General features: G+C 48.7%; 22 protein-coding genes. 17 read left to right on the top strand and 5 right to left on the bottom strand.

Annotated elements, in window-relative coordinates; translation table 11 throughout:
• The first annotated feature begins 5 nt into the window (after positions 1–5).
• The 8 genes from mrdA to lipA all read left to right on the top strand — a co-directional run bounded on the left by mrdA (position 6) and on the right by lipA (position 8,042).
• A complete protein-coding gene (gene mrdA, locus XMG59_RS08985) occupies positions 6–1,895 on the top strand; it encodes a penicillin-binding protein 2 (RefSeq protein WP_173482031.1) in 1,890 nt (629 codons plus the stop codon).
• Positions 1,895–3,034 carry a rod shape-determining protein RodA gene (rodA, locus tag XMG59_RS08980; protein ID WP_173482030.1) on the top strand — a complete coding sequence of 380 codons (1,140 nt, stop codon included), beginning with the start codon at positions 1,895–1,897 and terminating at the stop codon, positions 3,032–3,034. Before mrdA ends, rodA begins: the two co-directional genes overlap by 1 nt.
• A gap of 29 nt (positions 3,035–3,063) precedes the next feature.
• Positions 3,064–4,047 (top strand): lytic murein transglycosylase B, encoded by a 984-nt coding sequence (gene mltB / locus XMG59_RS08975; protein ID WP_173498564.1) that lies wholly within the window; start codon positions 3,064–3,066, stop codon positions 4,045–4,047.
• Between the two features lie 3 nt (positions 4,048–4,050).
• Positions 4,051–4,917 carry a septal ring lytic transglycosylase RlpA family protein gene (locus tag XMG59_RS08970; protein ID WP_371743740.1) on the top strand — a complete coding sequence of 289 codons (867 nt, stop codon included), beginning with the start codon at positions 4,051–4,053 and terminating at the stop codon, positions 4,915–4,917.
• Between the two features lie 30 nt (positions 4,918–4,947).
• Positions 4,948–6,096, top strand: coding sequence for a D-alanyl-D-alanine carboxypeptidase family protein (locus XMG59_RS08965; RefSeq protein ID WP_173498563.1), 1,149 nt, complete (start codon positions 4,948–4,950; stop codon positions 6,094–6,096).
• A 40-nt stretch (positions 6,097–6,136) separates the two neighbouring features.
• On the top strand, positions 6,137–6,409 hold the full coding sequence (locus XMG59_RS08960; protein ID WP_173482027.1) for a YbeD family protein: 273 nt from the start codon (positions 6,137–6,139) through the stop codon (positions 6,407–6,409).
• A gap of 68 nt (positions 6,410–6,477) precedes the next feature.
• Positions 6,478–7,068, top strand: coding sequence for a lipoyl(octanoyl) transferase LipB (gene lipB, locus XMG59_RS08955; protein WP_254442908.1), 591 nt, complete (start codon positions 6,478–6,480; stop codon positions 7,066–7,068).
• Positions 7,065–8,042, top strand: a complete 978-nt coding sequence (gene lipA, locus XMG59_RS08950) for a lipoyl synthase (RefSeq protein WP_173482025.1) — start codon at positions 7,065–7,067, stop codon at positions 8,040–8,042. Before lipB ends, lipA begins: the two co-directional genes overlap by 4 nt.
• 6 nt (positions 8,043–8,048) lie before the next feature.
• Here lipA and XMG59_RS08945 read toward each other — a convergent pair whose 3' ends face one another.
• A complete protein-coding gene (locus XMG59_RS08945) occupies positions 8,049–8,969 on the bottom strand; it encodes a LysR family transcriptional regulator (protein ID WP_173494305.1) in 921 nt (306 codons plus the stop codon).
• Between the two features lie 186 nt (positions 8,970–9,155).
• On the opposite strand from XMG59_RS08945, the gene XMG59_RS08940 reads away from it, so the two are divergent.
• From XMG59_RS08940 to XMG59_RS08920, 5 genes are all read left to right on the top strand, one after another.
• Positions 9,156–10,049, top strand: a complete 894-nt coding sequence (locus XMG59_RS08940; RefSeq protein WP_173489130.1) for a TAXI family TRAP transporter solute-binding subunit — start codon at positions 9,156–9,158, stop codon at positions 10,047–10,049.
• A 64-nt stretch (positions 10,050–10,113) separates the two neighbouring features.
• Positions 10,114–12,051: a TRAP transporter fused permease subunit gene (locus XMG59_RS08935; RefSeq protein ID WP_173498562.1), complete on the top strand. Its 1,938-nt coding sequence runs from the start codon at positions 10,114–10,116 to the stop codon at positions 12,049–12,051.
• Positions 12,048–13,364 carry a sulfatase gene (locus tag XMG59_RS08930; protein ID WP_173482020.1) on the top strand — a complete coding sequence of 439 codons (1,317 nt, stop codon included), beginning with the start codon at positions 12,048–12,050 and terminating at the stop codon, positions 13,362–13,364. Before XMG59_RS08935 ends, XMG59_RS08930 begins: the two co-directional genes overlap by 4 nt.
• A gap of 28 nt (positions 13,365–13,392) precedes the next feature.
• Positions 13,393–14,181, top strand: coding sequence for a sulfite exporter TauE/SafE family protein (locus XMG59_RS08925; RefSeq protein ID WP_173482019.1), 789 nt, complete (start codon positions 13,393–13,395; stop codon positions 14,179–14,181).
• An 83-nt stretch (positions 14,182–14,264) separates the two neighbouring features.
• Positions 14,265–14,603: a carboxymuconolactone decarboxylase family protein gene (locus XMG59_RS08920; RefSeq protein WP_173498561.1), complete on the top strand. Its 339-nt coding sequence runs from the start codon at positions 14,265–14,267 to the stop codon at positions 14,601–14,603.
• A 62-nt stretch (positions 14,604–14,665) separates the two neighbouring features.
• On the opposite strand, the gene XMG59_RS08915 is transcribed toward XMG59_RS08920, so the two are convergent.
• The 3 genes from XMG59_RS08915 to XMG59_RS08905 all read right to left on the bottom strand — a co-directional run bounded on the left by XMG59_RS08915 (position 14,666) and on the right by XMG59_RS08905 (position 17,322).
• Positions 14,666–15,511 carry a universal stress protein gene (locus tag XMG59_RS08915; RefSeq protein ID WP_173482017.1) on the bottom strand — a complete coding sequence of 282 codons (846 nt, stop codon included), beginning with the start codon at positions 15,509–15,511 and terminating at the stop codon, positions 14,666–14,668.
• 9 nt (positions 15,512–15,520) lie between these two features.
• On the bottom strand, positions 15,521–16,999 hold the full coding sequence (locus XMG59_RS08910; RefSeq protein WP_173482016.1) for a SulP family inorganic anion transporter: 1,479 nt from the start codon (positions 16,997–16,999) through the stop codon (positions 15,521–15,523).
• A gap of 83 nt (positions 17,000–17,082) precedes the next feature.
• Positions 17,083–17,322 carry a hypothetical protein gene (locus tag XMG59_RS08905; RefSeq protein ID WP_173482015.1) on the bottom strand — a complete coding sequence of 80 codons (240 nt, stop codon included), beginning with the start codon at positions 17,320–17,322 and terminating at the stop codon, positions 17,083–17,085.
• A gap of 18 nt (positions 17,323–17,340) precedes the next feature.
• Here XMG59_RS08905 and XMG59_RS08900 point away from each other — a divergent pair, with 18 nt between their 5' ends.
• The 4 genes from XMG59_RS08900 to XMG59_RS08885 are packed head-to-tail and all read left to right on the top strand — an operon-like array spanning position 17,341 to position 20,146.
• A complete protein-coding gene (locus XMG59_RS08900; RefSeq protein ID WP_173498560.1) occupies positions 17,341–17,823 on the top strand; it encodes a DUF2489 domain-containing protein in 483 nt (160 codons plus the stop codon).
• The gene (locus XMG59_RS08895) at positions 17,823–18,197 is read left to right on the top strand and encodes a hypothetical protein (RefSeq protein ID WP_173482013.1); all 375 of its coding nucleotides are present in this window, start codon (positions 17,823–17,825) and stop codon (positions 18,195–18,197) included. The genes XMG59_RS08900 and XMG59_RS08895 overlap by 1 nt, the downstream gene beginning before the upstream one ends.
• 9 nt (positions 18,198–18,206) lie before the next feature.
• Positions 18,207–19,358 (top strand): methionine aminotransferase, encoded by a 1,152-nt coding sequence (locus XMG59_RS08890; protein WP_371731449.1) that lies wholly within the window; start codon positions 18,207–18,209, stop codon positions 19,356–19,358.
• On the top strand, positions 19,346–20,146 hold the full coding sequence (locus tag XMG59_RS08885) for an amidohydrolase (RefSeq protein ID WP_173484713.1): 801 nt from the start codon (positions 19,346–19,348) through the stop codon (positions 20,144–20,146). Before XMG59_RS08890 ends, XMG59_RS08885 begins: the two co-directional genes overlap by 13 nt.
• On the opposite strand, the gene XMG59_RS08880 is transcribed toward XMG59_RS08885, so the two are convergent.
• Complete coding sequence (locus XMG59_RS08880) at positions 20,143–20,673, bottom strand: hypothetical protein (RefSeq protein ID WP_173482011.1); 531 nt, start codon at positions 20,671–20,673, stop codon at positions 20,143–20,145. The two genes, XMG59_RS08885 and XMG59_RS08880, sit on opposite strands and share 4 nt — an antisense overlap.

Raw genomic sequence — 20,673 nt, 5'->3', positions numbered from 1 at the left:
GTTAGATGGATCAGAGACGATTTAACGACTACCAGAAAGAGAATCGGTTCTTTGTTAACCGAGCAGTCGTCGCGTTTCTTTTCGTTTTAGTGCTGATGGCCATTCTGGTCAGTCGAATCTACTTCTTGCAGGTCGTTGAGCACGATCGATTCTCTCTGTTATCAGAAAACAATCGCATTAAACTTCAGCCAGTCGCCCCCAGACGAGGTCTTATCTACGATCGTAATGGCGAACTGTTGGCAGAAAACCGCCCTAGCTTCAGTTTGACGCTCCTTAAAGAGGAGGTCGATGATGTGGATTCGCTATTAGAGGATGTCGCCTCTCTAGTAGAGCTCTCTGCGGCAGAGGTAGAAGGCTTTAAAAAGCGCCTTAAGCACCGTCGTCGTCCACACTCCACCGTTCCTCTCAAATCTCGCTTAACCGAAGAGGAGATCGCTAAGCTCTCAGTGAACTTCTATCGTCTACCGGGGCTACAGATTGAAGCTGATCTTGTTCGTTACTATCCTCACCCTGATTCACTGGTGCATGCCATTGGTTATGTTGGGCGTGTTAATGAGCGTGAACTCAAAACCTTAGACCCTAATAACTATGCTGCAACACACTATATTGGCAAACTTGGGGTTGAGAAATATTACGAGCCGCTACTGCATGGACAGGTCGGTTTGCAGCGTGTTGAAACCAATGTGCGCGGCCGAGTCATGCGTGTTTTGGAGCAAGAGGACCCAACCCCAGGTTTGGATATCCAGTTAAGTCTCGATTTAAAGCTGCAGCAGTTTACAGCGAAACTGTTGGAGGGTAAGCGAGCTGCGGTTGTAGCGATTGAACCCCAAACCGGTGAAATCTTGTCATTGGTGAGCAACCCCTCTTACGACCCCAATGAGTTTGTAACAGGTATATCGTTCGACAACTACAATGCGCTTCGCGATGATAAAGACCAGCCTCTTTATAATCGGGCCATCCGTGGAGCCTACCCACCGGGATCAACGCTAAAGCCCTTCACAGCGCTTGCCTCAGTTGATTCTAAATCGGTACCGATTGATCACAAAGTTTGGGATCCCGGTTTCTATCAACTCTCCGAAAACGGCCGGAAATGGCGAGACTGGAAGAAATCTGGTCACGGTCGAGTCGATCTGAATCACGCATTGGCTGAGTCTTGTGATGTCTGGTTTTATGATACGGCTTCTAAAACATCGATTGATGTTTACAGTGACTATTTAGGGCGTTTCGGTTTTGGACAGGTCACCAGTCTGGATCTGCCTGAAGCGGGCCGAGCTATTCTCCCATCCAATGAGTGGAAGAAGCGTCGCGAGAAACAGCCTTGGTACCCCGGTGATTCACTCAATCTAAGTATTGGGCAGGGTTATATGATAGCTACGCCACTGCAGCTCGCGACCGCCACTGCAGTGTTAGCCAATCGAGGTAAGTGGGTGCGTCCACAGATGATCAAGAGCTTCATCGCTGAAAATGAGCTAACGGCGGAACAGACAGAGATTATCCAACAGCTACAACAGAAGCCGACACTACCCGATGTTGAACTCAATCACCCCGAGTACTTTGAAAAGGTAATTGAGGGTATGGTGAATGTGGTGAATGCTCCCTACGGTACGGCTCGAAAAGCCGGTGCGGGAGCGCCTTATACCATGGCAGGAAAAACAGGTACGGCCCAAGTGGTCGGCATTGCTCAAGATGCTGAATATGACTCAGAGGCTCTGCTAGAACGTCAGCGAGACCACGCACTCTTTGTTGCCTTTGCACCGGCTGATGATCCTAAAATTGCAGTGGCGGTAGTCGTCGAGAACGGCGAGGGTGGTTCTAGAGCTGCAGCACCGGTCGCGCGTGAAGTGATTGATGCTTGGTTACTGGGCGATTACACCAGTGAGTTGGGAGATGATTAATGTCTAAAGATTTCCACCGCTCCGTCTCGCCAGATCAGTCAGGACTTCGCAAGCAGCGCTCGTTGTGGAGTTACACTCACCTAGATTTACCCTTGCTTCTACTATTGCTGGCGCTCTGTATAGCAGGGCTGGTCATTCTTTACAGTGCATCAGGGCAAGACTGGGCCTATGTTGAGCGTCAGGCCATCCGCATGGCTGCAGGATTTGCCGCGTTGATTTTTCTCGCGCAAGTCCCTCCAAGGGTGATTATGAGGGTAGGGCCCTGGCTCTACCTACTAGGAGTGGCCTTGTTGGTTGGCGTTATCTTGTTTGGGGTCGGTGCTAAAGGGGCTCAACGTTGGTTGGCGCTGCCCGGTTTTCGTTTTCAGCCTTCAGAGTTAATGAAACTGGTACTACCTATTGTGGTGGCGGGTTACATCGCTCGCTACACACTGCCACCCAACTTCAAAGCGATCATAGTGAGTTTGATCTTAATTGCGATCCCATTTGCACTGATTATGAAGCAACCGGACCTTGGTACCTCGCTGCTGATCGGTGCCTCTGGTGTATTTATTTTGCTCTTTTCGGGAATCTACTGGCGCTGGATCTTTCTGAGTGCTGGGATTGTAGCGGCTTCACTGCCTGGGCTCTGGATGATCATGAAGGATTATCAGAAACAGAGGGTGCTGACATTTTTAGATCCAGAGAGCGACCCTCTTGGCTCGGGCTGGAACATCATACAGTCTAAAACGGCGATCGGTTCGGGTGGCCTCTCAGGTAAAGGCTTCTTGAGTGGTACTCAGTCTCAACTGGACTTTCTTCCTGAATCTCATACAGACTTTATCATTGCAGTAATCGGCGAAGAGCTGGGAATGAAAGGGGTATTGGTGCTACTCGCTCTATACCTTTTAATTGTAGGTCGTGGCTTAATGATCGCTGTTAAGGCACCTGACAGTTTTTCCCGTATGCTAGCTGCAAGTATCACGCTGACATTCTTTGTCTATGTCTTTGTCAACATCGGCATGGTCAGTGGTATTCTGCCGGTCGTAGGGGTCCCTCTACCAATGGTGAGCTATGGTGGTACCTCTATCGTGACGTTGATGATAGGTTTCGGAATTCTGATGTCGATTCATACCCATAAATCGATGTTGCGACGCTAGAATAATAAGATGACTGCTTGGAGATAAGCATGCTTAAACGTTTTAAAACGATGGTGTTAGCGGGTTGTTTAGCGGTATCAACAGCCTCTTTTGCTGGTTATGAGGCCCATCCACGAGCTCAGATATTGATTGATGATCTGAAGGCTGACGGTTTCGAAGAGAGTTACATTCGTGATGTGTTAGGTCGAGCAAAGTATCAGCAGAGCATTATTGATGCGATCAGCCGTCCAGCAGAGCGCCGCCTAAATTGGGGCGAGTACCGAGCGATTTTTATTGAGCAGCGTCGTATCAACCAAGCCATTCAGTTCTGGAAAGAGCACAAAGAGACCCTGTTAAGGGCTGAAGAAGTTTATGGCGTTCCGCCTGAGATAGTTTTAGCGATCATGGGTGTGGAGACACGCTTTGGGCGTATCACTGGCAATTATCGAGTTTTGGATGCGCTGTCGACCTTGGGTTTTGACTACCCTAAACGTGCCGACTTCTTCCTAGGGCAGTTGGGTGACTACTTTCGCTTAGCACGCCAAGAGGGTGTTGAACCCGGTGTTTTGAAAGGCTCTTACGCTGGCGCCATGGGTTATGGTCAATTCATTCCTTCAAGCTTCTTAGCTTATGCCGTCGATTTTGACGGCGATCAACAGCGCGATATTTGGGGTAACCCTGTTGATGCGATTGGTAGTGTGGCGAACTACTTTGCTCGTCATGGCTGGCGTGCGGGTGAGCCTATTGTCAGTGACGTCCTTTTGAACGGCAGTGTTGATTCAGAGTGGTTTAACCAGGGCCTTAAACCAGAGCTTACACTGGGTGAGTGGCGTCGACGTGGAGTGATTGCCAAGAGCGAGGTTGCAGACGATCAACTAGCAACACTGATGCGTATGAGCAGCGATCAAGGCGATCAATATCTTCTCGGGCTGCATAACTTCTATGTCATCACTCGCTACAATCACAGTCGTCTCTATGCCAATGCGGTTCGTGAACTTAGCGAAGCCATTCGTCTTGAGATCAACAAGGGTTAACTGGTGACAAGGTTCACGCTGAAAGCAATCGTAGCTCTATTCGCCCTGGCTCTGGTGGGTTGTAGTTCCACGCCTACCTACGATCGTGAAACGGCAGGCGGTCGATATAAAGTTCGCAAAGACTTTGCTCCTGATAATCCACCGGATGTTTCCAATGTGGCCGATGCTATTCCTGTCGATATACCTTATAGTCGTGGGGGCAATCGTTCGACCTACGAGGTCTGGGGTAAAAGCTATAATGTGCTCCCTTCGCACATTGGTTACAGAGCAGAGGGTATCGCCTCTTGGTACGGCCTGAAGTTTCATGGTCACAAAACCTCTAACGGTGAGATCTACGACATCTACAAGATGTCTGCTGCACATAAGAGCCTGCCCATTCCCAGCTTCGCAAAAGTGACTAATCTGGATAACGGTAAGTCGGTTGTTGTGCGCGTTAACGATCGCGGCCCCTTCCATGAAAATCGTTTGATCGATCTAAGTTACTCAGCTGCGGCGCGTTTGGAAATTTTGAAGCAGGGTACCGGTCGAGTTAGGGTCGAGGCCATTGATGCTCGAAATCTTGCTGATACCACTGAAACAGTAGAGAAAACGCCTCAACCTGTTGCGTCTCTTCAACAGCCAAAACCTGACGAGACCGGTGCATTCCTGCAAGTAGGATCCTTTGGTAAAGAGAGTTCGGCACTATCGGTTCAACGTCGACTCTCAGCGATGGATGGCGTCCAAGCTGTCATCAAGAGAGTTCGCCAGGGTGATGCAGAGTTTCATCGAGTGCTCGTTGGACCGCTGACTGACACACTATCGATTGACTCAATGGTGCAAAGTTTGGAGTCGATGGGCTATTCATCGCCATTGCTGATAAAATCCCCCTAAACTGTTTTAACCTATTTAAAAGTTGTAAAGATGCACTCAAAGATTCGTTCCCTAGTTCTACTGTTTGTCGCGGTTGCGACGGTTCAAATTCAGGCAGCCGTTCTGCCTCCACCACCTCAATTAGCGGCAACAGCTTATGTCTTAATGGATGCCTCGACGGGTGACATTATTGCTGAGTCAGGTGAAGATGGTCAGTTTGCACCAGCGAGTTTGACTAAAATGATGACCAGCTACATTGTTGAGCACGAAGTGTCTGAGGGTAACATCAGCTTTAACGACCTAGTGCCAATTAGTATCAAAGCTTGGAAAACGGAAGGGTCACGGATGTTTGTTCGTGAAGGGACTCAAGTTCGTTTAGAGGATCTGCTTCGTGGAGTCATTATCCAGTCAGGGAATGATGCGTCGGTTGCTTTGGCTGAGTATGTGGCCGGGAGTGAAGAGGCCTTTGCTGATTTGATGAACCAGCATGCTGAGCGTTTGCGTCTAACCAATACCCACTTTAAAAATGCGACCGGTTTACCTGCTGACGGTCACTACTCTTCACCTCGAGATCTAGCGTTGATTGGTCGTGCGTTGATTCAGGACTTCCCTGAACAGTACGCTATCTACAAAGAGAAGTACTTTACCTACAACGATATCAAACAGCCTAACCGTAACCGTCTGTTGTGGCGCGATCCAACGGTCGATGGTATCAAGACGGGTCATACGGAAGAGGCGGGATACTGCCTGGTATCGTCAGCCGTGCGTGATGATATGCGTCTGATCTCTGTGGTTCTAGGAACGACGTCTGATCAAGCTCGTGCCCAAGAGAGTCAAAAGCTGTTGGCTTACGGTTTTCGTTTCTTCAGAAATTACCCTCTCTACAAAGCGGGACAAGAGCTCAACAAGCCAAAAGTCTGGAAGGGTGTAACCGATTCAGTTTCTCTCGGCTTGGGTGGTGATCTGTCGTTAACTATTCCTCGCGGCAGTGAGAATCAGTTAGCCGCGACCTTAGACCTTCCAGAGGTTATTGAAGCACCTTTGGCAGCGGGTGAAGTGGTAGGTCATCTTTTAGTCACACTAGAGGGTGAAGAGGTTGCTCGTGAGCCCTTGCTTGCGCTTCAGTCTGTTGAAGAGGCAGGCTTCGTGAAAGCGATCTGGCACAGCATTGTTCTATTTTTCCAAGGGTTGTTCGGTTAGTCACTGATTGAGCCACCTTTCGTTCACTTTAGAGGTACCTATGAGCGAACCTACACCTCCTAAAATTGAGTTTCCTTGTCCTGACTACAAAATCATGGTGGTCGGTGACAGTGCACCGGACTATAGAGATTTCGTGGTTAATACCATGAAACTTTACGACCCGGATTTGGATGAGTCTAAAGTTGAGATCAATGCTAGTAGTAAAGGACGCTTTACCTCAGTTCGTGTATTGATCACTGCAACCAGTGAAGAGCAGTTGGCGCAGATTCATACCGATCTGAAGGCGTCAGGTCGTGTCAAAATGGTGCTTTAGTGGTATCTGATCTACCTCTAAACGTTCGCTATTTAGGGCGTCAGCCTTATCTAGAAGCCTTTGATAGGATGCAGGCTTTTACTAATGAGCGGACAGCAGACACAGCGGATGAGCTCTGGGTGTTAGAGCATGAGCCTGTTTTTACCCAGGGGCAGGCAGGTAAAGCGGAGCATTTGTTGGGCACCGGTGATATACCTGTCGTCCAAGTCGATCGAGGGGGTCAGGTTACCTACCACGGGCCGGGTCAACTGGTGATCTATCTACTGCTTGATTTAAAACGTAATAAGTTGGGTGTTAGAGATCTGGTCACACTGATGGAGGATTCGGTTGTCTCTCTGTTAGCGGATTATCGAGTCATAGCCGCCGCAAAACCAGATGCGCCGGGTGTTTATGTCGATGGAGACAAGATCTGTTCACTGGGACTGCGCGTACGCAAGAGTCGTAGCTTTCACGGTTTAGCGCTCAATATCGATATGGATCTTGAGCCTTTCTTACGAATTAATCCCTGTGGCTATGCAGGGCTTCAGATGACACAGTTATCAAGGTTTGATCCTTCTGCGACTAAAGTAGAAAAGGTTGGGTCTGAACTAGTACAATATCTGGCAAACGCAATTGGCTACGCAGAGTGGCACACTATTCATGGATGGGATAGCGAATGAGTGAAGAGACAATCAAACCTAAGGGTGTAGCGGAGCAGGGAGTTAAGCTGCGTGGCGCTGAAAAGTTAGCACGTATTCCGGTTAAGGTAATACCGACTGAAAAAGAGGATATGCCACGTAAGCCTGATTGGCTTCGTGTCCGCATGGGCTCTAATGCTGAAGTTAAGCGCATCAAAGATACCCTGCGTAAGCATAAACTTGCGTCGGTCTGTGAAGAGGCGAGCTGCCCAAACCTAGGTGAGTGTTTTACTCATGGTACAGCGACCTTCATGATCATGGGCGATATCTGTACTCGCCGTTGTCCGTTCTGTGACGTTGCACATGGCCGTCCTAATGCCTTATCGCCAGACGAGCCTATTGAGTTAGCCACAGCGATTGCGGATATGCGTCTTCGTTACGTGGTCATTACCTCTGTAGACCGAGACGACCTACGTGACGGTGGCGCACAGCACTTTGCTGACTGTATTCGTGAAACCCGTGAACGTCTGCCCTCTATTCAAATAGAGACCCTGGTGCCTGACTTTCGTGGCCGCATGGATATCGCATTGGAGATCCTTAAAGATACTCCGCCCGATGTCTTTAACCACAACCTAGAAACAGTGCCTCGTCTCTACAAACAGGTTCGCCCAGGGGCTGATTATGCTTGGTCATTGGAGCTTCTAAAACGCTACAAAGTACTGCGTCCAGAAGTGCGTACCAAGTCTGGTTTGATGGTCGGCGTCGGCGAAACGAACGAAGAGATTGTTGAGGTGATGAAGGATCTTCGTGCACATGACGTCAACATGATTACGATTGGGCAGTACCTACAGCCAAGCCGTGATCACCTTCCGGTTGATCGATTTGTCACACCTGATGAGTTTGCAGAGTTTGAGGCGTTGGCAAAAGAGATGGGCTTTAGTCATGTTGCCAGTGGACCATTGGTCCGCTCATCTTACCATGCTGACCTACAAGCCAAAGGTGAAAAGGTAGGCTAATTAATCCTACTGAGTGCTGGCGATGAGTGTCTTTGCTTGTGCCAGCATCACCTCTTTAATACTTTCATAGATGCTATTCTCCAGCATCTCTTCACGCGCCCAAAGATAGATATTTCTCGGTTGAGATAGCTCTCGTTTGAACTCTATCCGCTTAAACTCTTCAGAATCTTTAAATACCTGCATCGGCACGTTGGGCAATACCGCCAGATGCTTCCCTTGACGAAGAGTCTCTAACAGAAGATACCCCTCATTACGAAAGACAATCTGAGTACGTATTTTTGCTAGACCAGACTCTTTAAGCAGTTCCATCACCTCACGTTCAAAAGGTGACCCGTGGCCAAGACTTAACCAATTCGCTGCCGCTAAATCCTCAATCGTTAAATCCGATTTGTCGGCTAAAGGGTGGTTTTTACTGCAGTAGATGGCGATTTCATCATTAAAGAGGAGCTGTCGGTCACAGCCAGGTATCATTTTGTCAGACGCAGAGGGTGCAATCGCAATATCCAGTTGATTATCGATTAGATGATCAATGACAGCCGTTGGGCGAGAGACTTCAATCGTCAATGAGGCCTTAGGGTGCCGCTCTAACAGTGAGTTCATGGCGTCTGGCATGATGGTTGCCGACAGTAGTGGACCAATGCCAATGCGAATCTCTTTGTCCAAACCAATTCTGTAACGCGATGCATGAAATCGTGCCGCCTCCATGCTTCGATTGATCGTTCGACCCTCACGAGCCAAGGCGACACCAACGGGAGTTCCTTTAACGCCGTATCGACTTCGGCTGAACAGCTGTGTTCCAGCCTGCATCTCCAGTGTCGCCATGGTGCGAGTCAGGGTTGGCTGAGTCAGTGCTAAATGTTTAGCGGCTTCTGTCAAAGAGCCCTTCTCAAGGACCACCGATAGATAATAGAGGTGTTTTGGATCCATACGTTTTTTTTAATTTGGCTATTTAAAAATGCATTTTACACATTTATAAGCAATCTACTAGACTGGCTAAGTTCTAAAAATAATAACCCTTGGAGTTAAATGATGTTCAAGAACGCACTTCGTAAAACTGTCCTTGCGACTACATTAGGCCTCGCGTGAGTTACTGCACAAGCAGCAGATATCAGTATGGAAGCAGCAACTGCTCAGTCTGTTGTCGGTCTAATGCCTCAGACTATGGCCTCTTACCTTGCTGATAAGGATGTCAATGTTCAGCTAGCGATGGGTCAGACACTGACTAAGTCACTACTAAAAGTAGCTACGGGCAAACTAGATTCAGCCGTTATTCCACCAGGCGCTTTTAAAGCCTTAACAGTAGGTAAAGGCCCTTACAAGAAGATGGGCGCTGAGAAAGGCGCTGAAATGGCTAAAACTGTGCGTGCACTCTACGGCTTCCCTGGCAGTACTTACCACGCGATCACTTGGGCTGATAACGGCATCAACGAGTGGAAGGATGCAGCCGGCAAACGCGTATACATCGGTCCACCAGCGGGTGCTGCTAACGCTCAGATCACCTCTCTTGCAGCAGCGGGTGGCCTAGCTAAAGATGCATACGAGGGCATCAAAGCACCTTGGGGTGCTGCAGCTCAGGCTTTCCAGGATGGCCAGTTTGACGTTTACGTAGGTTCTTTCCCAGTAGGCTCGCAGGTTGTTGCTGAGCTAAGCCTTAAGCGTCCAATTCGGATCCTAGGAATTCCTGAAGGTACACAGCCTAAAGCTGGATTGGGTATGGAAGCTTCTGTCGTTCCTGCGGGTACCTACCCAGATCAAGCTAATGAGACTGATTCAGGCGCATTCCTAACACTGATGTTTATCGGTGTGAACGAGAAGATGTCTGATGATCTTGCCTACACAATGACTAAGGTTTACATGGAGTCACGTGAGCAGATGGGTAAAGACAACCGTCTACTTAACCACCTAGTTAAGTACAGCCCATTTACAGGTGTAACTGCTCCACTTCACCCTGGTGCTATCAAGTACTACGAAGAGCAGGGTATTGAAGTTCCTGCAAACCTTAAGTAACTATTCAGTTACTCGTTACCTATAAAGCGGGGCAGCTTTGCCTCGCTTATTTAGAGTCTTAATTATGAATACTTCTCTCGCAGCTACTGTGCAAAAGTCGATCGCTTTTGTTTTGGGTATTGTGGTGGCCTTCTACGGCCTTGCAAATATCCTTCCAGCTATTGGTGATTTCCGTTTAGGGCCTTTCCCTATGCACTGGTTCCGACCTACCTTCTTCGCACTTTGTGTAGCGATGGTGTTGGTTGATCTGGCTGATTCAAGCAAGAAAACGCCATGGTGGGTTCTTCTTACAGGATTGGCAGCTACTGCTGGCCTCTTCTGGGGTAGCTTCGAGTTCTATTTCGTCGCGCGCGATATTGATGATGCAATGTTCCTATTTGGCTCATACGAGATGTGGGTCGCAGTTTGCTCGGCTGCAGGTGCTCTATTTTTCTGTTGGCGTATTTGGGGCATTCCGGTTGCAATCCTTGGGGTGATCGGAATTGCGTATATGTGGACAGGGCACCTTTGGCCGGGGCCTTTACGTACTGTTAACAGCGGTATCGAAGAGATGTTGGCGCAGAATCTACTCTTCTCGCTTGATACAGGCATTATGGGAAGTACCTTCTCAATCGTTATTACAACAGTATTCCCATTCATCATTCTAGGTGCCGTTTTAGAGGGCGTTGGTGCCGGTGAGTCGATGATTCGCATCGCATTCTACTGGATGCGTCGCACTGCGGGTGGCCCTGCCTATGCAGCGGTCATGTCATCGGGCCTGTTTGGTACCGTGTCGGGCAGTGCAGTAGCTAATGTTGTCGGCACCGGTGTCGTGACCATCCCAATGATCATGCGTCGTGGCTTCACGAAAAGTTTTGCTGGCGCTGTAGAGGCATCGGCTTCTTCTGGTGGTCAGATTATGCCACCTATCATGGGTGCCGCTGCACTGGTCATGGCGGACTTTGCAGGTGTTGGCTACCTGACGGTTATCGTAGCTGTATTAGTACCAGCTGTAGCTTATTACGTCAGTGTCTGCACGATGATCTACTTCGAGACTAAGCGTTTGGGAATTCAGCCTAACGAAGAGGATATTGCCAATACTCCAGTTCCAGAGAGACAGGACTACCTTAATCTTCTAATGATTTTTGGCCCGCTGCTTGTGATCGTTGTTCTACTGATTCGAGGTATGTCACCATCGGGCGCTTCGATTACCGCTCTAGCACTGCTATTCCCATTGAGTTTCATTAACCCTGAGATTCGTAAACAGCCTGCTCGTTTGATTAAGTGTCTGTCGGATGGTGGATCCACCTTCGCAGGCCTTTTAATGGCGATTGCGGCGGTCTCAATTGTTATCTCAGCGCTTTCAGCAACGGGTGTGCCGGTCAAATTTGGGGTACTTCTAAACTCAGTGGTGACCGATTCATTGATGATTTCGTTGATTGTTGCGGCAGTCGGGTGTGTGATCTTGGGTATGGGTATGCCAACGCTACCCGCTTATGTAACGGTAGCAACAATCGCGATTCCAGCGATGCAGATGCTCGGTTTGGACACGCTAACGGCTCACATGTTTGTGTTCATGATCGCAGTGGGTTCAGCCATCACCCCACCCGTTGCAATAGCGGCCTATGCTGCAGCCACCATCTCAGGGGGTAAACCGATTAAGACATCCGTTGATGCCTCTCGAATCGGTATCATGATCTTCTTGATACCTTTCATGTTTGCTTACAACCCTATGATGTTGAGTGTCGATCAAGAGAATATTCAGTTCGCTTGGCTGCCTTGGGCCTGGTTGATGTTGAAACTGATTGTCAGCATTCCAGTTCTTTCAAGTGCACTGATCGGTTTTGATAAATCAAAACTGAATATTTTCGAAATTGCACTGCGGATCAGCTGTGTTGTGTTGATGTTTGTTCCTGACGGTTACTGGGATCTAGTCGGTCTAGGTGCAGCGGTTCTTATCCTGCTTGCTCACCGTCGTATTCTTGGATTTAACAGCCTTATTAAGGAAGGTGGGGCACTATGACCAATATTATTTACATTGTTGCTGATGATCTGGGTTATGCAGATCTAGGCTGTTACGGTGGTCGTGAAGCACAGTTTGGCATGATCTCTCCAAACATCGATCGCTTGGCAGAAGAGGGCATGATCTTTACCGACGGTTATGCGAACTCTCCCGTCTGTTCTCCGACACGTTTTGCCTTGATGACCATGGCATACCAGTACCGTTTACGCGGTGCATTGGAAGAACCAATCAACAGTCGATCAAAGGGTGACCCTCGTCTAGGCTTACCACCAGAAATCCCAACCTTGCCTTCACAGCTAAAAAAGGCGGGTTACAACACAGGTCTAATCGGCAAGTGGCACCTTGGCTATCCACCTCATTTCAGTCCACTCAAATCGGGCTATGATGAGTTCTATGGCATTATGGCGGGTGGTGTGGATTACTTTAGCCATGTCAGTGGTAAGGGTGACCATGATCTCTACATTGATGAAGAGGAGCACCATGAGCCGGGTTATTTGACGGATCTATTGTCAGAGCGTGCGGTTCAGTTTGTAAACCGTAAAGCAGATGATGCGAAAAACGGTAAACCTTTCTTCCTAAGTCTTCACTACACGGCGCCACACTGGCCTTGGGAGACGCGCGACGACGAAGAGGTCTCTAAAAACATCACCAATCTTTTCCATCTTGATGGCGGTAACATTCATACCTATCAACGTATGATTCACCACATGGATGAGGGGATCGGGAACATCATGGCTGCGCTTGAAGAGCAGGGCCTAACAGAGGATACCTTGATCGTCTTTACCAGCGACAACGGTGGTGAGCGTTTCTCCGATAACTGGCCTCTGGTCGGCGGTAAAATGGACCTAACAGAGGGCGGTATTCGTGTCCCTTGGGTGGTTCGTTGGCCTAAGGGCATTAAGGCTGGCCAGAAAACGACTCAGCACTGTATGACAATGGATTGGTCATACACTCTGATGAAGATCGGTGGCGGCGAAGCGGACCCAAGCTACGCAACGGACGGAGTAGATTTGACACCTGTTCTAACGGGTCAAGTTGAGAGCTTTGAACGTCCTCTCTTCTGGCGTATGAATCACCGTGATCAGCGTGCCTACCGTATGGGCGATTGGAAATACCTGAAAGTTGATGAGCATGAGTATCTATTCAATGTCGTCAACGATGCACGCGAACGTGCGAACCAAGCTAAGAACTATCCAGATAAACTGGCTGAGATGCGTCAAGTTTGGATGGATTGGAATGATACTATTCCAAGCATCCCTGACGATGCTTCTGTTAGTTTGGGTTATGGTCGAGCAGATATGCCGCAGCGATAAGCTGCGGTTTTTAATTTAGGACAATGTGATGGAACTCTCTCTCTTCAGTAGTCTGGATCCTTATGCAATTGTGGCAGGATTCTTCTTCTCGATGCTGATCTTTTTATCGGGTGTTGGCGCTGGCGTTCTGGTGGTTCCCTCCCTGATTGTTCTGTTTAATCTGGATCCAACATTGGCGGTTGCCAGTGGCTCATTCTTTGCCTTTTTAGCGAAGGTGTTGATGACAGTTGGTCATGCGAAGCAGGGTGGGGTTAACTGGACGGTTGGTCGAAAGTTTCTCTACCTATGCTTGCCGGTCACCATCCTCAGTGCCTTGAGCTTAACACTCGTTTCGGATCCAGAGATGAGAGTGACAGTGGATCGAGTGCTGATGCTACTCGTTCTTCTTGCTGGCCTGCTCTCTCTCGCTTCGATGTTTACTAAACGGATTAAAGAATATTTAAGCAGACTCAGCCTCTCTTGGCTCAGTGGTATCACTGGTTTTTTGATGGGTCTTACGGGTGTGGGTGGCGGAGTCCTAGTGGTTCCAGCACTCTCTTCATCTGGCGGGCTCTCTGTAAAATCTGCCGTAGCGACGTCGATTCCTGTTGGACTGATTCTATCACTGGCAGTCTCAATCACCTTTGGTAGCCGCGGTGTCATGGATTATGCACTGGTGGCCTCCTTGATGGTCGGCTGTGTGGTCTCTTTGCCGTTGGCCTCTAAGCTCTTTTCACGTTTTAGTGAAGAGTCGATTAAACGGATAACGGGACTCTTTATTGGTCTGGCCCTGATCGGTTTAGTTGAAGCCCTATTAGAATCTATGCACTTAATTTAGGGAATTCTAATTTAACTGACCTATCTCAATACCTTTCCTACCCACTTCTCTATTCTGCTTCTAACTTAATTTAGGAGCAGGCTATGAGTTATAACTACCCAGAATATCGCGATCACCTTAATGAATTTGCCGCTAAGCTGCCGAACGGTGCGCGAAAAGGCTTTGCTGCGTTGCATCAAGGCACCATGAAAGAGGGGGTGTTGGATGTTAAAACGAAAGAGCTTATTGCGCTGGGCATTGCAATTGCGATCCGTTGTGATGGCTGTATCGCCTACCATATGAATGCCGCGACCAACGCTGGTGTTACTCGAGAAGAGCTTGACGATATGATTGGGGTTGCTATGTTGATGGGCGGTGGACCTTCAATGGTCTATGGTGCACAAGCAATCGAGGCGTTCGAGCAGTATCAAGCTCAAAAGTAATTATGTACATTGCCTAAGAGGGTATTAAACCTCCTAGGCAATGCTATCAAAAACAGATAAGACTAACGCAACAGAAGGACGGGCGTCGGTGTTCGTCTTAGAAGCGAGGTAGTGGTACTGCCAACCAGCATCTGGCGGATACGCGAGTGTCCGTAAGCGCCCATTACCAGCAGCTCTGAACCCGTCTTAGACTCATGCTCCAGAATAACTTCTTCTGCTTCACCTGCCGCTAATGTGGCATTCACATTAAAGCCAGCCTCCACTAGGACCTTTTCAGCGATCTCCAACTCCTGTTTAAAGTCGAATGTCGCTGGCCCTACCATTAATAGCTCACAATCAGCCTCTTTTAACAGTGGGCTTTTGGCAACCATATCCAGAGCTTTACGAGCGGTTTTGCTACCATCGTAAGCGATCATAAAACGCTTGGGTTCAACCAGTGCTGTATCTGTAATCAGAATAGGGCGATGCAGTGCGCGAATGATCGGTTCGATATGAACCCCCATTGCATCCCCATGCGCGCCTTTGCCTAACACGAGCAGACGAGTATCTGACTGCTCCTCTTCAAGGGTCTGCTGCAGGTCGCCATGACGTTGTGAGGTTGAGGGTTCGAATGCGCGGTCTTGGTTGGCTCTCTCTAGAGCGGCATTCAACATGACACGACCCTGTTCACGGGCAATGCGTCCACGCTGCTCATCAAGAGAGGCGAGCTCTTCTAGAAGAGACTCGCGGGCACCGAGCCCAATGGTGCCACTGAGTTGACTCTTCTCTTCCGTTGGGAATTCACGTTTATCTAGAACGTGCAGAAGCTTAAGAGGTGCTTGAAGAACTCGGCTCGCCCAAGCGGCCGTGTCACACACGGCTTCTGAGCGTTCACCGATGCCATCAATACAGGCTACAACTTGAGTCATAAATACTCCTTAGTGTCCCATCAGCTCATCGATCTGATCAGGTTTGTCGTGTACGGCGAATTTATCCACGATGGTCGCGCTCGCCTCGTTCAAACCAACGGTATCAACCGCAATCCCTTCACGACGGAATTTAAGAATCACCTTATCCAGTGCGCCGACGGCAGTTAAATCCCAGAAGTGTGCACGTGATAGATCAATGGTGACACGATCTGTGTCCTCTTTGAAATCAAACGCAGCGGTGAACTTATCACTTGAACTGAAGAATACCTGGCCGACAACACGATAGACACGATGGTTTTCGCCCTCGCCATCCTCTTTGCCAATGTAGAGGAATTGACCAATTTTGTTGGCAAAGAATAGGGCCGCTAACAGCACACCGGCAAAGACGCCAAAGGCTAGGTTGTGAGTCGCCACAACGACGGCGACCGTCGTCAACATGACGATGTTGGTCGACATTGGGTGTTTGCGTAGGTTAAAGATCGACTCCCAAGAGAAGGTTCCAATAGAGACCATGATCATCACGGCCACCAGTGCCGCCATAGGAATCTGCGAGACCCACTCATCTAGGAAAACAACGAGTATTAGCAGAACCACACCTGCGATCAGTGTTGATAGGCGTGTTCGACCACCTGATTTCACGTTGATCACTGACTGGCCGATCATCGCACAGCCTGCCATGCCACCAAACAGGCCAGCACCGATGTTGGCAAGGCCTTGGCCTTTGCACTCACGGTTTTTATCGCTTGACGTGTCAGTAAGATCATCAACGATGGTGGCGGTCATAAGAGACTCAAGAAGACCTACGACTGCAAGAGGTAGTGAGTAGGGAAGGATGATCCACAGTGTTTCTAGTGTCAGAGGCACATCTGGCCATAAGAAAATAGGAAGTGTGTCAGGCAGTTCACCCATATCGCCTACCGTACGAATATCCAGTCCCAGTGCCATTGAAACCGCGGTCAAAACAAGGATGCAGACAAGTGGTGATGGGATTTTAGTGGTTAGGTAGGGGAAGGTGTAGATAATCACCAAGCCTGCTGCGGTCATGGCATAGACGTGCCAAGTAACATCAATGAGCTCAGGTAACTGCGCCATAAAAATCAAGATCGCCAGAGCGTTTACAAACCCGGTCACTACCGAGCGGGATACAAAGCGCATCAACGAGCCTAAGCGAAGATAACCGGCACCAATCTGAATAACACCCGTTAATAGAGTTGCTGCCAGAAGATACTCAAGACCGTGCTCTTTCACCAAGGTGACCATCAGTAGGGCCATGGCCCCCGTGGCGGCCGAGATCATGCCAGGGCGTCCACCGGCAAACGCGGTGATGACAGCGATACAGAAAGAGGCGTATAGGCCGACTTTTGGGTCAACGCCTGCAATGATCGAGAAGGCGATCGCTTCTGGAATCAAAGCCAAAGCAACAACCAAACCAGAGAGGATGTCGCCACGTACGTTAGAGAACCAGTTGTAGTGTAGTGATGGGCTCATTGGGACCTTCAGGGTATTGAAAAACGAAAGTCCGCAATTTTATCAGCTTTCAAGCCGTTTGTCGGTGGTCGGCCGGTTTTGAGTTATTGATCGGATTTGCTAGGGATGTAGTTCTGAAAAAAACTGATATGAGTATTAAAACCACGAGAAAGAGCGAGTGCTCTTTTGTGGTTCATTGGCAGCTCACCGGCTAGAATAGCGCTAAATTCTTTCGTATCAAGACCGCATAACTCAGCAGCTTGCTCTGCAGTCATCCCGGTTGGTTTTAAGTAGAGCTCCTCAATAAGAGTTCCTAGCTGTGCGTTTGAATCGAGAATTAACATGGTAATGGATTAGTGAACATGAACGAGAGTCTAGTATACACCCTGATCTTAATTGGTGTGATAGCCATTGCACTGCTGGCCTGGTTTATTACCAAACAGTTGCGTGAACAGCGAGAGATAACGCGTCAGTTAGCCGAGCAAGAGGAGAAATTGGCGGTACAGGCAGCAGCCAATCGACGTTACCTAACAGAGAGCATTCGTATCATCTCTAATGCCATACTGCACGATGACAAGATCACTTTGACAGAGGGGTGCATGCGTCTAAAAGTGATGATTGATAATTATGACGCATCGCTGCATCAAGACCCTGACTACCAAGTGATTGAAGAGGTCTATGGTAAAACTTCCCACATTCCTATCCTTCAAGATTGGAAAGCCTTGGATAAACAGTCACAGCGAAAATTTCAGATGGAGATGCTGAAAGTAGAGGCTGAATGCCAAGAAAGAATCCACGCCGCGGCTCAACGTCTGATTGATCATGAGATGCATAGGGTGCACTGATGTCCATACTGCCAGTATTTATCTTTACTCTGCTGGCAACTCTACTGTTGGTCGCGGCACTGACCTTTGGCAGAACACCCAGTTATCGTCCAACAAGAGGATCGGTGATCAATCTACTTGAACGTGTGCTCTCTGGGGAAGCCAAAGTGACCGAGTGGGATCTCTTTCTAGGCTTGCCAATACAGTCAGATCCACTACTGGAAGAGGCAAGGATTGATTGCCTCAGGATACATGAAGGACTTGATGGCGAACAAAAAGCGAGTGAAGGTCTCGCCAACTATCTATATGATCGAAAAGGTCGAGAGCGCATTGCAGAGGTTCTCGAACGGTTAAAAAAAGCGATAAAAAAAGAGCCCACAATACGAGAGTTTTAGGAGCCAAACGTGCTGAACTACCCCAAAACTAAACTGCCTTCTGTCGGTGAAACCATCTTCACAACAATGTCTGCATTAGCGGCTGAAAAACAGGCAATCAACCTGTCACAGGGCTTTCCAGATTACCTAGGCCCACAGAAGTTACTAGACGGTGTTGGTCGTGCGATTACCTCAGGCAACAATCAATACGCCCCTTTGGCCGGTGTTCCCAAACTGTTGGAACAGATTAAACTCAAAGTGAAAAACTATTATGGTCGTGATTTGGATGTGGCCAATGAAGTGACTGTAACGCCAGGTGCTACAGAGGCGATCTACTCAGCGATTACCTCCGTGATTCAGCCCGGTGATGAGGTGATCGTCTTTGATCCCGCCTATGATAGCTATCAGCCTGCCATTGAGATTAATGGTGGAGTGCCGGTTCACATTAAGTTGCTACCGCCCAATTTTTCGGTGCAGTGGGACGAGGTAAGAGCAGCCATCACCTCTAAAACCCGTATGATCATCATTAACACGCCACATAATCCGACGGGATCTATTTGGCAGCGATCCGATTTAGATGCGCTGGCAGACGTTGTCAGGGGCACCGACATATTGATCATCAGTGATGAGGTCTACGAGCACCTGGTCTATGACGGACAGGTGCATCAAAGTGTGAATACTCATCCAGAGTTGATTGAGCGTTCGTTCATTGTCTCCTCGTTCGGCAAAACCTATCACGTCACAGGCTGGCGCACTGGGTATTGTGTTGCACCTGCGCCATTAACCAAAGAGCTGCGCAAGGTTCACCAGTACGTTACATTCACTAGCCACACCCCGATTCAACATGCGATAGCGGACTTTATGGTTGAAGAGCCAGACTACCCACGAACACTGCCGGATTTCTTTACGCAAAAACGCGATCGATTGGCTAAGGGGCTGCAAAACAGCCGTTTCAAACTGCTCAACTCGAGTGGTACCTATTTTCAGTTGGTTGATTACACTGAGATCAGCGATGAGCCTGATGATCAATTTGTACTGCGTATGATTGATGAGGTGGGTGTCGCAGCCATTCCTCTTTCGCCGTTCTACTCAAACGGTGAGCAGACAGGTTGTATTCGTCTCTGCTTCGCCAAAGCGGATGACACCCTTGATAAAGCGATTGAACGCCTATGTCGAATTTAACGCTGAGCTATTTTCAGATCGATCTTGCTTGGGAGGACTCTCAGGCCAACCGTAAGGCTATCGATGAGCAGATATTAGCTTTAGATAGTTGCGATATAGTCGTTCTGCCTGAGATGTTTTTGACAGGTTTTACCATGTCACCTGAAACCTGTGCAGAACCGATTGATGGTAAGAACTTACAATGGCTGATTGAACTCGCGTCTCAAAGCGGGAAAGCTCTGGCAGGCAGTCTCTCCGTCTCTGTGGCAGGGGAGTTTCGAAATCGCTTCCTATTTATCACCCCTGAGGGGCGTGTCGCTAAATACGACAAACGCCATCTGTTCACTATGGGTGATGAGCCAAATCACTACTCGGCCGGTGAAGAGCGCGTCATTATTCACTACAAAGGGTGGCGAATTATGCCGCTGGTCTGTTATGACCTTCGTTTCCCGGTATGGTCAAGAAATTGTGATGAGTATGATCTGCTTCTCTATGTGGCTAACTGGCCGGCTGCTAGAAGAGTCGCGTGGCGCTCTCTGCTTCAGGCGCGAGCCGTGGAGAACCTAGCCTATGTTGTTGGAGTCAATCGAGTCGGTACGGACGGAAATGGACTGGAGTATTCTGGCGACAGCCTGGTGATCTCTTTTGATGGGGAGTTGTTAAAAGAGAGTGAACCGTTTCAAGCAACGATCGAATCTGTTTCGCTGAATAAAGACGATCTTATGGAGTATCGATCTCGCTTCCCGGCGGCCGCCGATCGTGATGCGTTCACCTTGAGCGGTGTTAAGCGCAGAATCGTTGAACTTTAACGAAGTTTAAGCGGGCGCATGCAACGATACTCAGGTAACCCCTCTTTGGTGGGTACAATCGCACTGAGGCGAAGTGCGCTTTCAAGATGACCCGCTAACTCCTTAGGTAGTGGCTCTTCAAATGGGTCAAATGTCTGAAAGTAATCGATTAAAGGATTTCTAAAGAAATAGAGTGCGGATTCAGCGGTAATTTTGTCGCACAGTGCTTTTGCTTTTCGCGTACTTCGGGAATCATCAAACGCACCCTTAAGGCGTGTCTCAACGATTAAAATAATATCGGTTTCAGGTGAAGAGGAGATGTAGGCGCGCATGCCAATCTGCTCGTCTCGGGTATTAAGAAGATCTGCAATATTCGGGATTAACTGCTTATCTAGATCAAGGTTGAGTCTGTAAAAGCCCATATCAATCAGTGTGACCGGTCTCTCTGCAAGTTGGTAGAAGGCTCTAGCAGAATCATCGGCTTTGAGAGCGCCGCTGACCAATAACACGGCTGAGATAATAAGGGCTTTTAGAGAGTAGGTTTTCAA

It is taken from the genome of Marinobacterium sp. xm-g-59, from assembly GCF_013283315.1.
Classification (GTDB): Bacteria; Pseudomonadota; Gammaproteobacteria; order Pseudomonadales; family Balneatricaceae; genus Marinobacterium_E.
Note: the sequence above shows the minus strand (reverse complement) of the source record. Positions and strands in the feature narration are given on the sequence as shown.

Bases quoted from the DNA above. Each gene is read 5' to 3' on its own strand.
- XMG59_RS08945 (WP_173494305.1), bottom strand. From the start codon at position 8,969: ATGGATCCAAAACACCTCTATTATCTATCGGTGGTCCTTGAGAAGGGC.
- XMG59_RS08925 (WP_173482019.1), top strand. From the start codon at position 13,393: ATGGAACTCTCTCTCTTCAGTAGTCTGGATCCTTATGCAATTGTGGCA.
- XMG59_RS08930 (WP_173482020.1), top strand. From the start codon at position 12,048: ATGACCAATATTATTTACATTGTTGCTGATGATCTGGGTTATGCAGAT.
- lipB (WP_254442908.1), top strand. From the start codon at position 6,478: ATGCAGGCTTTTACTAATGAGCGGACAGCAGACACAGCGGATGAGCTC.
- XMG59_RS08915 (WP_173482017.1), bottom strand. From the start codon at position 15,511: ATGACTCAAGTTGTAGCCTGTATTGATGGCATCGGTGAACGCTCAGAA.
- XMG59_RS08935 (WP_173498562.1), top strand. From the start codon at position 10,114: ATGAATACTTCTCTCGCAGCTACTGTGCAAAAGTCGATCGCTTTTGTT.
- XMG59_RS08900 (WP_173498560.1), top strand. From the start codon at position 17,341: ATGAACGAGAGTCTAGTATACACCCTGATCTTAATTGGTGTGATAGCC.
- XMG59_RS08960 (WP_173482027.1), top strand. From the start codon at position 6,137: ATGAGCGAACCTACACCTCCTAAAATTGAGTTTCCTTGTCCTGACTAC.
- XMG59_RS08965 (WP_173498563.1), top strand. From the start codon at position 4,948: ATGCACTCAAAGATTCGTTCCCTAGTTCTACTGTTTGTCGCGGTTGCG.
- XMG59_RS08920 (WP_173498561.1), top strand. From the start codon at position 14,265: ATGAGTTATAACTACCCAGAATATCGCGATCACCTTAATGAATTTGCC.
- mltB (WP_173498564.1), top strand. From the start codon at position 3,064: ATGCTTAAACGTTTTAAAACGATGGTGTTAGCGGGTTGTTTAGCGGTA.
- XMG59_RS08885 (WP_173484713.1), top strand. From the start codon at position 19,346: ATGTCGAATTTAACGCTGAGCTATTTTCAGATCGATCTTGCTTGGGAG.
- lipA (WP_173482025.1), top strand. From the start codon at position 7,065: ATGAGTGAAGAGACAATCAAACCTAAGGGTGTAGCGGAGCAGGGAGTT.
- XMG59_RS08895 (WP_173482013.1), top strand. From the start codon at position 17,823: ATGTCCATACTGCCAGTATTTATCTTTACTCTGCTGGCAACTCTACTG.
- XMG59_RS08940 (WP_173489130.1), top strand. From the start codon at position 9,156: ATGGAAGCAGCAACTGCTCAGTCTGTTGTCGGTCTAATGCCTCAGACT.
- XMG59_RS08905 (WP_173482015.1), bottom strand. From the start codon at position 17,322: ATGTTAATTCTCGATTCAAACGCACAGCTAGGAACTCTTATTGAGGAG.
- rodA (WP_173482030.1), top strand. From the start codon at position 1,895: ATGTCTAAAGATTTCCACCGCTCCGTCTCGCCAGATCAGTCAGGACTT.
- mrdA (WP_173482031.1), top strand. From the start codon at position 6: ATGGATCAGAGACGATTTAACGACTACCAGAAAGAGAATCGGTTCTTT.
- XMG59_RS08910 (WP_173482016.1), bottom strand. From the start codon at position 16,999: ATGAGCCCATCACTACACTACAACTGGTTCTCTAACGTACGTGGCGAC.